The 12207-nt window shown below is 69.9% G+C and carries 9 protein-coding genes and 1 tRNA gene; 5 read left to right on the top strand and 5 right to left on the bottom strand.

The window, feature by feature from the left end; genetic code table 11:
- The first annotated feature begins 398 nt into the window (after positions 1-398).
- Entirely contained in the window at positions 399-1424 is a 1026-nt protein-coding gene (locus tag BCF74_RS16425; RefSeq protein WP_106299017.1) for a LacI family DNA-binding transcriptional regulator, read from the top strand.
- A gap of 31 nt (positions 1425-1455) precedes the next feature.
- Here BCF74_RS16425 and BCF74_RS17905 read toward each other — a convergent pair whose 3' ends face one another.
- Together BCF74_RS17905 and BCF74_RS16415 are read right to left on the bottom strand one after the other, a co-directional pair.
- Positions 1456-4041 carry a glycoside hydrolase family 32 protein gene (locus BCF74_RS17905; protein ID WP_106299016.1) on the bottom strand — a complete coding sequence of 862 codons (2586 nt, stop codon included), beginning with the start codon at positions 4039-4041 and terminating at the stop codon, positions 1456-1458.
- A gap of 114 nt (positions 4042-4155) precedes the next feature.
- Positions 4156-4632: an RrF2 family transcriptional regulator gene (locus BCF74_RS16415; RefSeq protein WP_245889422.1), complete on the bottom strand. Its 477-nt coding sequence runs from the start codon at positions 4630-4632 to the stop codon at positions 4156-4158.
- Between the two features lie 87 nt (positions 4633-4719).
- On the opposite strand from BCF74_RS16415, the gene BCF74_RS16410 reads away from it, so the two are divergent.
- Positions 4720-5457 (top strand): SDR family oxidoreductase, encoded by a 738-nt coding sequence (locus tag BCF74_RS16410; RefSeq protein ID WP_106299015.1) that lies wholly within the window; start codon positions 4720-4722, stop codon positions 5455-5457.
- Positions 5458-5508: 51 nt separating this feature from the next.
- On the opposite strand, the gene BCF74_RS16405 is transcribed toward BCF74_RS16410, so the two are convergent.
- Positions 5509-5593: transfer RNA gene (locus BCF74_RS16405), tRNA-Ser, on the bottom strand.
- A gap of 264 nt (positions 5594-5857) precedes the next feature.
- On the opposite strand from BCF74_RS16405, the gene BCF74_RS16400 reads away from it, so the two are divergent.
- A complete protein-coding gene (locus BCF74_RS16400; RefSeq protein WP_106299014.1) occupies positions 5858-6217 on the top strand; it encodes a protoporphyrinogen oxidase in 360 nt (119 codons plus the stop codon).
- Positions 6218-6374: 157 nt separating this feature from the next.
- Here BCF74_RS16400 and cysE read toward each other — a convergent pair whose 3' ends face one another.
- Together cysE and cysK are read right to left on the bottom strand one after the other, a co-directional pair.
- Positions 6375-7127: a serine O-acetyltransferase gene (gene cysE / locus BCF74_RS16395; RefSeq protein ID WP_425432832.1), complete on the bottom strand. Its 753-nt coding sequence runs from the start codon at positions 7125-7127 to the stop codon at positions 6375-6377.
- Positions 7128-7159: 32 nt separating this feature from the next.
- On the bottom strand, positions 7160-8095 hold the full coding sequence (gene cysK, locus BCF74_RS16390) for a cysteine synthase A (RefSeq protein ID WP_106299012.1): 936 nt from the start codon (positions 8093-8095) through the stop codon (positions 7160-7162).
- 191 nt (positions 8096-8286) lie between these two features.
- Here cysK and BCF74_RS16385 point away from each other — a divergent pair, with 191 nt between their 5' ends.
- Both BCF74_RS16385 and BCF74_RS16380 read left to right on the top strand, forming a co-directional pair.
- Positions 8287-9312, top strand: a complete 1026-nt coding sequence (locus tag BCF74_RS16385) for a TIGR03557 family F420-dependent LLM class oxidoreductase (protein WP_177426687.1) — start codon at positions 8287-8289, stop codon at positions 9310-9312.
- 200 nt (positions 9313-9512) lie between these two features.
- On the top strand, positions 9513-12207 hold a 2695-nt coding region (locus BCF74_RS16380), incomplete at its 3' end, for a (Fe-S)-binding protein (protein ID WP_245889421.1).

Here is a 12207-nt window from a genome sequence, read left to right as displayed (position 1 = left end):
TCTGCGAGAAATGCGCATGGGTCCAACTCTCCTTCGAGTCTGCGGTTCGAACTCCGCCGCCACGCCATGTCGAGTGACAACGTTGTCAGAGACATGTATAGAGCCAGGTTGCGCTCAGGTCAACCCATGCCGTAGAACTCGTGAGGTGAAGGTGACATCGTTGTCAGGCTGGACGACTCCCGCGGACCGGGCGCGTCGCCCTGTCCCGATCTCACCCAATTGGACGGTTGGGCACACCCGCCCCGTCCCGAAGTCACCCAATTGGACGGTTGGGCACACCCGCCCCGTCCGCCACTCCGTCCCGAAGTCACCCAATTGGACGGTTGGGCACACCCGCCCCGTCCGCCACTCCGTCCCGAAGTCACCCATTTGGACGATTCGGGACACGGGGAGCAGGCATGGCTGAGACGACGGGGCGGGCCACGATGCGCGACGTCGCGGCGCTCGCCGGGGTGAGCATCAAGACCGTGTCGCGGGTCGTCAACGGTGAGCCCGGCGTCGCCGTCGCCGTGCGCGAACGCGTCCAGGACGCGGTGCAGCGACTCGACTACCGCCACCACCTCGCAGCGAGCAACCTGCGCCGCGGCAGCAGCCGCACCGGCCTCGTCGGCGCGCTGCTCCAGGACGTGAGCAACAGCTTCTCCGCGGCACTGCTCCGCTCCCTCGAGGACGCACTGCGCGACCGCGGCACCGCGATCCTGTCGGCGAGTCTGGACGAGGAGCCCGAGCGAGAACGCTCCCTCGTCCACGACCTCGTCACCCGCCGCGTCGACGCCCTCGTCCTCATGCCGTCGACGGACCGCCAGGACTACCTGTCGTCAGACGTGCGTGCCGGTATGCCGGTCGTCTTCGTCGACCGTGAACCTCGCGGTGTCGCCGCCGACTCGGTGACCATCGACAATGTCGGCGGGGCGCGCATGGGCACCGAACACCTTCTCGCACAAGGGCATCGGCGTGTTGCCTGCCTCACCGACCTCGCGGAGATCTACACCGCGGCGAGCCGACGCAAAGGCTTCGACGAGGCCTACGCCGCGCGCGGCATACGGCCACACGAGCGGCTCGTCGTGACCGGCCTGCGTGGCCCGGGCGCGGCCGAGGCCGCGGTCTCACACCTCCTCGAGCTGGACCAGCCTCCGACCGCGATCTTCGCCGGACGCAACGACCTGGCACAGGGCGCGCTGCGGGCACTGCACCGCAGCGACCTTGAGACGTCGGTCGCGCTCGTGGGGTTCGACGACTTCCCCCTCGCCGATCTCGTCAACCCGCCGCTCACGGTCATCCGCCAGGACGTCGGCCGCATCGGGCGGCTCACCGCCGAGCTGCTGCTCGACCGGCTCGACGGGGACACGTCGGCGCCGCGCCGCGTCGTCGTCGAGCCCACCCTCGTCGCGCGCGGCTCGGGAGAGATCGCGCCCGCCCCCTGACCGACCGGCGTCGAGAAGGCGGGCGTCGTCGTCATGGGCTGAGCGGGACGACCTTGACGTCGACCGCCTTGGCCGCACCACCCTCGCTGTAGGTCGCGAGGCCGGTCGCCGTCGCCGGCGGGTAGATGAGATCGGTGATCGACACGGTCCCATCGGCCGCGAGCACCTCGACGGAGCTGCGGTCGAGGTATGCCGTGAAACGCACCTCGCCGTCGACGATCCGGACCGGGGCCGCCTCGACGCTGGGGAAGGTCGGATTGAAGGTGACGTTCCCACTCCTCCTCCGGTCGACGACCAGTGTGCCGTCGCTGCGGACACCGATGCGGGTCCCGACGGAGCCGTCCGCGGAGCGGCGCACGACCACGCCGGCCTCGCTCGCCGCACCGAGCGCGACGCGCACCTCGAGCTTGGCGATGACGGCGTCCTGACCGGTGGCGCGCTCACCGGCAGCGGCGCGACGCACCTTGGCCTGGACCTTGGCACGGTTGGTCTCCGCGGCCGAGATCGCCGGGACGGGGACCTGCCGGAGCCGTATCCCGTCCGCCGTCGTCACGAGGGAGAGCTGGCGCGGCATCGTCATCTGGCCGCGCCACGGGCTCGTGGGGACGTCGTTGGCGTACTGCCAGTTGTTCATCCACGCGATGAGGACGCGCTGCTCCATCGGCAGGCCGTTGAAGGTCACGCCCGCATAGTTGTCCCGCCCGAAGTCGAGCCAGTCCGCGCGTTCGGTACCGTTCTTGGCGGGGGCGGACGCGAGCATGAACTGGTCGGCGAGGACGTGACCCCAGCCGCCGCTGCTGTGGTCGACGATGCGGATCCGGGCGTCCTGGCCCTGGAGGTCCGCGAGGTCCCACGAGGCCCAGTCGAGGCTGTCGCTGTCGCTGCCGGTTGCCGTGCGCACGACCTGTCCGCCGACGACGAGGTTGACGGTGGTCTGGGTGTCGCGCGGGCCGGCAGGGCTGTCGGAGAAGCGGATGTCGTCGACCATGAGGTGACCCCAGTTGCCGCTGGTGTTGTCGTCGCGGACGACGATGCGCGCCCGCTGACCCATCGCCGTGGCGGCGTCAATCCAGCGCCAGTCCATCTCGCCCGAGCTGTTGCCCGACACGGAACCAACGACCCGGCCGTCGACGACGAGCTCAACGACGGTCGGACCGCTCGTGCCGAGCGGGTGGTCGCCACCGGCGACGAGGAGGTTGACGTAGCGCTGGCTCACGGTGAACTCCGGCGAGACGAAGGTCCCCGTGGCGGAGTCGCACTTGTCCGGGACGACGCAGGTGTCGAGGACGTTCGCGCCCTGGTGGTTCGGCAGCGTCGACGGGGTGGCGCCGTAGCCGACGAAGTCGCCCGTGGCCGTCCACCCGGCGGGCAGGTGGGTCGTCGGGTCGAGACGCTCGAAGTCCTCGAAGACCGTCCCGCCCGGATCCCCTTGTGTCGCACCGGGAACCGCGGGGTGACGGCCGCCGCCGATGAGGAAGTTGAGGTAGCGCTGGTCGATCCGGAAGGTCGGTGACGTGAGCTCGCCCTGGGGAGCGTCACCTCCGAGGAAGGAGTTGACCAGTCGGTCGCCGACGTAGCCCGAGACCTGTTGCTGACCGGGGAAGGTTCCGGTCGCGGGCTGGGAGCCGAAGGCGTCCCCGGTCGGCGACCACCCGGCATACCCGCTCTCGAACCCTTGCAGGACAGTGCCGTTCGGCGGCTCGTAGGTCGCCGGGCCGTCGGGCGTGAAAGTGGTCCCGTCGAAGCCGACGAAGTACTGGGTGCCCGAACCGCCGGCGATGCCGCCCGGGTTGAGGCTGACGAGCATGACCCACTTGACGTTCGCGGGATCGCCATCGACGGCGAGCGGGAAGAGGTCCGGGCACTCCCAGCCCCCACCGGTCGCGTTGCGCGGGCCGAAGTCGGAGAGGCGCGTCCAGTCCTTGAGGTTGGCGGAGCGCCAGATCGTCACCGTGTGCTCGGTGGCGATGACGGCGACCATGCGCCACTCCTTGGCCGGCTCGTACCAGAAGACCTTGGGGTCGCGGAACTCGCGCGAGCCGATGTCGAGGACGGGGTTGCCGGCGTACTTGGTCCAGGTGCGGCCTTCGTCGGTGGAGTAGGCGAGCGACTGGGCCTGGATGCCGTCGCGGCCGCTGGCGGCGGTGTAGGCACTCGTGTAGATGGCGACCATTGGCGGGTTCTCGGCCGTGCCGAAACCGGAGCTGTTCGTCACGTCGACGACGGCCGACCCGGAGAAGACGCCTTCGTTCGCGTCGAAGGGGATCGCGACCGGCTGCTGCTGCCAGTTCACGAGGTCGGTGCTCGTCGCGTGGCCCCACGACATGTTGCCCCAGGTGTCGCCGAGCGGGTTGTACTGGAAGAAGAGGTGATAGACGCCCTTGAAGTAGACGAGGCCGTTCGGGTCGTTCATCCAGTTTCGGGCCGGGCTGAAGTGGTATGCCGGCCGGTACTCGGGGGTGTCGCCGGTCGCCATGGTGTCCGCCCTCTCGGTCACCCCGGCGGCGGTCGGAACGCCGGCGACCGCCGAGGATCCGAGGCCGGTGACGGTGAGTGCGGCGGCGATGAGCACGGCGATCCAGACGTGGGAACGGGTGGCGTGACGGGTACGGCACATGCGGACTCCCGGGCTTTGACAACGTTGTCAAGTGCGGACGCTGATTACATGCCCACACCCACTCCCGGTCAAGCGCTGTCTCACATCGCGAGACGCCGCCGCCCCTCGTCATGCTCAGTCGGCGCTTGAGCTGAGCCAATCGCGCACGGCCCGCTGCCTGGCCACGTCGGTCACCTTCGCCACATGACCCGCAAGGTCGGCGACCGAGACAGCACGCAGCGACTCTCGCCATGCCCGCTCCGCCGAGGCCATCACGACCGCCACGCCGCAGGGCGTCGTGCACTGTTCGGCCGGGGCGCCGAAAGGCCCGTTCTGTCGGATCTCGGTGCAACGGAAGGCGGGGTCGCTGCCGTCGACAGCCTGCACGATGTCGAGCACCGTGATGTCCCCGGCGGCGAGCGCGAGGACGTAGCCACCGGCCCGCCCTTCCGTCGTCCGGACGATGCCGGCCCGAGAGAGGGCCTGCAGGCTCTTGGCGAGGTAGGTCCGAGAAACCCCGTGGAACTCGGCGAGCTTCTGCGCGGAGACGGGCTCGTCGGCCTGGCTGATGACGACGCAGCAGTGGACGGCCCACTCGACGCCCGCACTCATCCTCACGGGCCCGAGCATATCGCGGTGCTGCACTATCCGCGTTTGTGGTTCAATCATGGACATCATCTATCCGCGTTAGGAGTCGTCATGAAGATCGCCGTCGCAGGATCGACCGGCCTCATCGGGAGCCAGGTCGTCGCCATCGCCGAGCAGCAGGACCACGAGGTGGTCGGCCTCGCCCGCGAGACCGGCTTCGACCTCCTCGCCCCCGAGGGCCTGACCAAGGCACTCGAGGACGTCGAGGCCGTCATCGACGTCACCCAGGGCCCCGCCATCGACGAGTCCCAGGCAACATCCTTCTTCCGCTCCGTCGCGACGAACCTCGGGGACGCAGCGACTGGGGCCGGCGTCCGACGCACGGTCGTGCTCTCCATCGTGGGCGTCGACAAGAGCCCCGACTACGGCTACTACGTGGCGAAGGTCGCCCACGAGGAGGCCACGCGCAGTGCGGCTCCCGGCGCGGTGGTGCTCCGCGCGACCCAGTTCCACGAGTTCGCCGGCCAGATGCTCGAGTGGAACCGCGAGCAGGACGTCACGCGGATCATCGACGTGCCGATCCAACCGGTCGCGAGCCGAGAGGTCGCCGCCCTGCTTGTCGAGCTCGCGACTTCCGAGGACGCACGGGACACCGATCTCGCGGGCCCGCAGCAGGAGAATCTCGTGGACCTCGTCCGCCGACTCGTCGAGCGTCGCGGTGAGCAGATCACGGTGCAGGCGGTCGACGCGCCACCAAGCATGGCCGGTGGCTCGATGCTCCCGGGTCCGGACGCCGAGATCCGCGGGCCGCGCTGGGAGGACTGGGTCGCGACCGGCGAGGCGCGCTGACGCAACGCCCGCCTCTCGCGCCGAGCAGGCTCGGGGGAAACACAGGCGCGGCGGCGGGTGTGGGATTTGAACCCACGAGAGGTCTCCCTCTGGTCGCTTTCAAGGCGACTGCACTAGGCCACTATGCGAACCCGCCCGGCCCACCGGCATACCGATGGCCGACAGACAGGGTATGCCGTCCGCGCGCCGCCGCGCGCACATCCGTCTCCCGCAGGCGTCCGGTCAGGAGTACCGACGGTCCGGGCTCGGCTCGCCACGGGATCCTCGGCTCGTGGGCGTTCCGGCGACTCGAGGCATCGGCGGCGAGCCGAGAGCGCGCCGGACGCCCCCACCCCGGGCATCGGTGTGCAGCCAGTGGGGCGGGTAGGGTCGAAGGCCAGAGCGAAAGGTGTCGACACCCATGCCCAGACTCAGCTTCATCGCCGGCCTCGCCGCCGGGTATGTCCTTGGCGCGCGCGCCGGCAAGCAGCGCTACGCCCAGATCAAGAAGGTCTCCACCAAGGTGTGGCAGAGCCAGCCCGTGCAGCGGCAGGTGGCGTCGGCCAAGGAGAGCGCCCGCACCAAGGCCGCTCCCGTCGTCGCCGACTTCGTCGCGGACGCGGCCAAGCAGACGAGTGAGCGGCTGCGCGCCTCGAAGACCGTCCCGTCACAGGTGTCGTCCGGGCGCGAGCAGGGCAGCGGAGACGCGTGGATCGACTCTGCGACAACGAAGTTCGCCGCCCGTGCCGACGACCCTTGGGCCAAGGCCACGCGCAACTGACGCGCCAGGCGGCGTCCCGCGTCCAATTGGGTGACTTCGGGACGCAAAGCGTGGAAACCCCTGTCCCTAACCGTCCAATTGGGTGAGTTCGGGACGCAGAGCGTGGAAACCCCTGTCCCTAACCGTCCAATTGGGTGAGTTCGGGACGTAGCCAGGGTCAGATGAAGAGGGCGGGCTCGCGGAAGAGGGCCTCGTAAGGGTCCTCCGCCGGGGAGTCCGGGAAGCGCACCGTCGCGGGGATGCCGACCGCGACCGCGCCGTTCGGGACATCCTTGACGACGACGGAGTTCGCCCCGATCTGGACGTCGTCGCCGACCTCGATCGGGCCGAGGATGCGCGCACCGGCGCCGATCGTCACGCGGTCACCCACGGTCGGGTGCCGCTTGACCCGGGCCAGCGACCGGCCGCCGAGCGTCACCCCGTGGTAGAGCATGACGTCGTCGCCGACCTCGGCCGTCTCCCCGATGACGACGCCCATCCCGTGGTCGATGAAGAACCGGTCGCCGATCCGCGCGCCCGGGTGGATCTCGACGCCGGTCACGGCACGCGTCGCGGTCGACAGCAGCCGAGCGGCAGGCTTGAGCCGCGGCTCCTGCCACAGCTTGTGGGCGAGGCGATACGACCAGATCGCATGCAGCCCAGGGGAGTTCAGCACCAGGTCGGTGCGCGACACGGCCGCGGGGTCACGTGCGACGGCTGCGTCGATGTCCTCGCGCACCCTCGCCACGGCCCGGGCCAGCCGGCCGCGAGTGCGCGCCACCATGCCGGACCTGCCGGACCCGCCGGACACACCCGACCCGCTGGACGTGCCAGCGGCGACAGGCGTCACGGCGCTGCGGGAGACGCCAGAGCCGCCGGGCGCGCGACGGCGCGCGGCCGGCATACGGCGAGGCGACGGTGAGGTGAGCACGACGTCAGGCGACCGGGACGACGACCGCGCCGTCAGTCGACGAGGCCCTCGAAGAGGACCGTCGAGAGGTAGCGCTCGCCGAAGCTCGCGAGGACGACGACGATCGTCTTGCCGGCGTTCTCGGGACGGGTGGCGACCTGGTTCGCGGCGGCGAGCGCGGCGCCGGAGGAGATGCCGACGAGCAGGCCCTCCTCGGTCGCAGCCTTGCGGGCCCACTCGACGGCCGTGCCGGCGTTGATGTCGATGACCTCGTCGTAGATCTCGGTGTCGAGGATCTCGGGGACGAAGTTCGCCCCGATGCCCTGGATCTTGTGCGGGCCGGGGGCGCCGCCGTTGAGGATCGCGGACTCCTCGGGCTCGACTGCGACGAGCTGGACCTCGGGCTTGCGCTCCTTGAGGACCTGGCCGACGCCGGTGATCGTGCCGCCGGTGCCGATGCCGGCGACGACGATGTCGACCTTGCCGTCGGTGTCGCGCCAGATCTCCTCGGCGGTGGTCTTGCGGTGGATCTCGGGGTTGGCCTCGTTGGCGAACTGCCGCGCCAGGACGGCGCCCTCGCGCTCGGCCGCGATCTCCTCGGCCTTGTCGACGGCACCCTTCATGCCGAGGGCGGGGTCGGTGAGGACGAGCTCGGCGCCGTAGCCGCGCAGCAGCGCGCGCCGCTCCTTCGACATCGACTCGGGCATCGCGAGGACGACGTCGTAGCCGCGGGCCGCGCCGACCATGGCGAGCGCGATGCCGGTGTTGCCCGACGTCGCCTCGACGATCGTGCCGCCCTCGGTGAGCTGGCCGGACGCCTCGGCCGCGTCGACGATCGCGACGCCGATGCGGTCCTTGACCGAGCTGGCCGGGCTGTAGAACTCGAGCTTCGCCGCGACCGTCGTGCCCTCGGGGGCGTCGATGATCCGGTTGAGGCGGACGAGCGGCGTGTTGCCGACGGCCTGGGTGACGTCGTCGAGGATGGGCATTGCGGGCTCCCGAGTGTGTGGGGTGGATGAGGTCGTATGCCGCGTGCGCGCCTCCGAGTCAACGCGCCCGTGCTTATGCCTATTGCAACATTGAGTTATCAATCACGACAAGCCGGTCTCACCACCCGGCTCGCCCGGCGACACGCCGCCCGGTCCGTTTGCATCGCCCCCGCACCGGGCACGAACGACACATGCGCATCGGATACACGCTCATGACCGAGCAGAACGGGCCGAAGGACCTCGTCCACAACGCCATCCGCGCCGAAGAGGTCGGCTTCGACTTCGAGGTGAGCAGCGACCACTACTCCCCGTGGCTCTCGTCGCAGGGGCACGCACCCTACGCCTGGTCCGTCCTCGGCGCCGTCGCCCACGCCACTGAGCGGGTCGAGCTGATGACCTACGTGACCTGCCCGACCGTGCGCTACCACCCCGCCGTCGTCGCGCAGAAGGCCGCGACCCTGCAGCTCCTCGCCGACGGCCGGTTCATCCTCGGCGTCGGCAGCGGCGAGAGCCTCAACGAGCACGTCGTCGGGCAGGGCTGGCCGTCGTACGCGACGCGCCAGGACATGCTCCGCGAGGCGATCGAGATCATCCGCGACCTGCACTCCGGCGACCTCGTCGACTTCCACGGCGACCACTACAAGGTCGAGTCGGCACGCATCTGGGACGTGCCCGACCAGCCTGTCGAGATCGGCGTCGCCGTGAGCGGCCCCGAGTCGATCGGCGCGTTCGCACCGCTTGCCGACCACCTCATCGCCGTCGAGCCCGACGCCGAGCTCGTCTCGACGTGGAACGACACCGCCAAGGCACCGAAGATCGGCGGTCAGGGCAAGCGCAAGGCCCGCGCCATCGGCCAGATCCCGATCTGCTGGGACCCCGACGAGAAGGCCGCCGTGAAGCGCGCGCACGACCAGTTCCGCTGGTTCGGCGGGGGTGGTCCGTCAACGCCGACCTGCCGACGACAGCCGGGTTCGCGGGAGCGAGCCAGTTCGTCCGGCCCGAGGACGTCGCCGAGTCCATCCCGTGCGGCCCCGACCTCGACAAGATCGCCGAGGCGGTCCTCGAGTACGACAAGGCCGGCTTCACCGACGTCGCCATCGTCCAGATCGGCGGCGAGCACCAGGACCCGTTCTTCGACAAGGCCGCCGCGGACCTCCTCGCCAAGCTGCGCTGACCGCACCTCCCTTGTCCGTATGCCGTGCGCGCGCCCTCGGTGACGCTGCGCGCCTCGGTGCGCGGCCGGCATACGAGAAGCGCGTGGCCGGCATACGAGAAGGGGCACGCCGGTCGCACAGCCTGCCTGCGCCGGCACACGAAAACGCCCTGCCCACACGCTGCTCGTGAGTCCGAACACAACGCGTGCGAGGACGGTCACTGAGCACTATGCGCGCGCTTAGGGATCCGTAGACTCGCGGGCATGTCCGCGCTCCAGATCGTCGCCATCGCGCTGTGCTTCCCGATCATGTTCGTCGGGTGGGCACTGCTCTTCCGACAGATCGGCCGGTTCGTCGCGCTCTACCGCGTCGGCCAGGCTGACCCCCGCCGCACGAACGACCCGGCGTCGCGCACGTGGACGCTGCTCAAGGAGTTCCTCGGACACACCCGGATGTCACGGCTGCCCGTCGTCGCGGTCGCGCACTGGTTCACGGCACTGTCGTTCCTCCTGCTCTTCGGGACGCTCGTCAACGCGTTCGGGCAGCTCATCGAGCCGTCGTGGGTGCTGCCGGTCATCGGGCACTTCCCGCCGTATGAATGGGTCACCGAGGTCTTCGCGTGGACCGGTCTCGTCGGGATCGTCGTGCTCATGGTCATCCGTCAGCTCAAGCACCCCCGGTCGGCCGACGGCGAGGGCGGCCGCAAGTCGCGGTTCTTCGGGTCGACGTGGTGGCAGGCGTACTACGTCGAGCTGACGATCCTCGGCGTCACCCTGTGCATCCTCGCGCTGCGCACCCTCGAGGCGGCGCTGGTGAAGATCGAGGACCCGTCGTTCAACGTGGGGCTGCACTTCCCGCTGACGAACTGGCTGTCGGGAGTGTGGTCCTCGCTCGGAGTCGGCGGGCTCGAGAACGCCATCGTCCTCGTCGCGATGATCAAGATCCTCATCTCGTTCGCGTGGATGATCACCATCTCCCTCACCCCCACGATGGGCGTCGCGTGGCACCGCTTCCTTGCGTTCCCGAACATCTGGTTCAAGCGTGAGGCGTCTGGGCGCACCGCCCTCGGCAACCTCAAGCCGATGACGATGGGTGACGGCCAGCCGTTCTCCATGGAGGCGATGGAGGCCATGGAGGAGTCCGCGGCCGAGTCCGACGAGGAGGCCCCCGAGCCGGTCCTCGGCGTCGGCAAGGTCGAGGACTTCACCTGGAAGGGCCTGCTCGACTTCTCCACCTGCACCGAATGCGGCCGCTGTCAGTCGCAGTGCCCCGCGTGGAACACCGAGAAGCCGCTCTCCCCCAAGCTGCTCATGATGACCCTGCGCGACAACGCGAACGCGAAGTCGCCGTGGCTGCTCGCGTCCGAGGAGGCCCGCGGCTCGCTGCTCACGAGTGACGCCACGACGACGGCGGTGGTGGAGGCGCCGCTCGTCGGGACGACCGGCTACGACCTCGACCGGCCGCTCACGGCATACAACCCCCTCGGAACCACCGCCGACGGTGAGCCGAGCGCCATCGTCGACGAGGACGTGCTGTGGTCGTGCACGACGTGTGGCGCCTGCGTCGAGCAGTGCCCGGTCGACATCGAGCACGTCGACCACATCGTCGACATGCGCCGCTACCAGACGCTCATCGAGTCGGCGTTCCCGTCCGAGCTCGGCGGCCTCTTCAAGAACCTCGAGTCCAAGGGCAACCCGTGGGGCATGGGCGCGCGAGCGCGGCTCGACTGGGCCAAGGACCTGCCGTTCGAAGTGAAAGTTCTCGGCGGCAAGGGCAACAACTCGATTGAGTCGGCGTCCGAGGTCGACTGGCTGTTCTGGGTCGGCTGCGCCGGCGCCTACGAGGACCGTGCCAAGAAGACGACGCGCGCGGTTGCTGAGCTGCTCGACACCGCGGGCGTCTCGTTCGCGGTGCTCGGTGACGGCGAGACCTGCACCGGCGACTCGGCCCGCCGCGCCGGCAACGAGATCCTCTTCACGATGCTCGCCGAGCAGAACATCGCGACGCTGGGCGAGGTCGGCGCGCAGAAGATCGTCGTGACGTGCGCGCATTGCTTCAACACGATCAAGAACGAGTACCCCGATCTCGGTGGTCGCTTCGAGGTGGTCCACCACACGCAGCTGCTCAACCGGCTCGTGCGCGACAAGAAGCTCATTCCGGTCGCGCGGCCGGAGGGGGCGGCTGGCGCCTCGCCGAAGTCGTCGGCGAAGAACGCTGCCTCGACGGCACCGACGGTCACGTATCACGACCCGTGCTACCTCGGCCGGCACAACAACGTCTATGCCCCGCCGCGTGAGCTCATCGGCGCCCTGCCGGGGGTCGAGCTGCGCGAGATGGAGCGCTCGAAGGAGAAGTCGTTCTGCTGCGGCGCCGGTGGTGCCCGAATGTGGATGGAGGAGAAGCTCGGCTCGCGGATCAACATGAACCGCACCGAGGAGGCGCTCGCGACGGGCGCGGAGCGGATCGCGATCGGCTGCCCGTTCTGCCGCGTCATGATCTCGGACGGGTTGACCGCGAAGCAGTCCGAGGGTGTCGGCGAAGACGTCGAGGTCGTCGACGTCGCGCAGATGCTGCTCGCTGCGGTGCGGCGTGGGTCCGAGGGTGGCGCGGATGCTGCTGCGGAGGCGGCGCCTGCCGCTGTGGGTGCGTCCGCGGACGCTGGCGGGTATGCCGGTGAGTCGCCTGCCGCTGCCGGTGCCGGTACGTCCGCTGCCGGGGCCGCTGTGGCCGCGGCCGCGGCGGGCCAGGCGGAGGCCGTCGAGGCACCGGCTGACGAGAAGGCTCCGGCTGACGAACAGGCCCCGGGCGCCGAGAAGGCGGCGCCCGCCGAGGCGAAGCCGGCCCAGGCAGCTGCACCTGCCGCGGACGCCGACCCGTGGGACGAGCCCGCTGCTGCCACTTCCGCACCCGCCACCGAAGCCAAGGAGACTCCGGCCGCCAAGGCCGAGACCACTCCGG

It is taken from the genome of Knoellia remsis (assembly GCF_003002895.1).
In the GTDB taxonomy this organism is placed as follows: domain Bacteria; phylum Actinomycetota; class Actinomycetes; order Actinomycetales; family Dermatophilaceae; genus Knoellia; species Knoellia remsis.
The sequence above is the reverse complement of the archived record's forward strand: the minus strand, read 5'-3'. Positions and strand labels throughout refer to the sequence as shown.

Bases quoted from the DNA above. Each gene is read 5' to 3' on its own strand.
- BCF74_RS16425 (WP_106299017.1), top strand. From the start codon at position 399: ATGGCTGAGACGACGGGGCGGGCCACGATGCGCGACGTCGCGGCGCTC.
- BCF74_RS17905 (WP_106299016.1), bottom strand. From the start codon at position 4,041: ATGTGCCGTACCCGTCACGCCACCCGTTCCCACGTCTGGATCGCCGTG.
- BCF74_RS16415 (WP_245889422.1), bottom strand. From the start codon at position 4,632: ATGAGTGCGGGCGTCGAGTGGGCCGTCCACTGCTGCGTCGTCATCAGC.
- BCF74_RS16410 (WP_106299015.1), top strand. From the start codon at position 4,720: ATGAAGATCGCCGTCGCAGGATCGACCGGCCTCATCGGGAGCCAGGTC.
- BCF74_RS16400 (WP_106299014.1), top strand. From the start codon at position 5,858: ATGCCCAGACTCAGCTTCATCGCCGGCCTCGCCGCCGGGTATGTCCTT.
- cysK (WP_106299012.1), bottom strand. From the start codon at position 8,095: ATGCCCATCCTCGACGACGTCACCCAGGCCGTCGGCAACACGCCGCTC.
- BCF74_RS16385 (WP_177426687.1), top strand. From the start codon at position 8,287: ATGCGCATCGGATACACGCTCATGACCGAGCAGAACGGGCCGAAGGAC.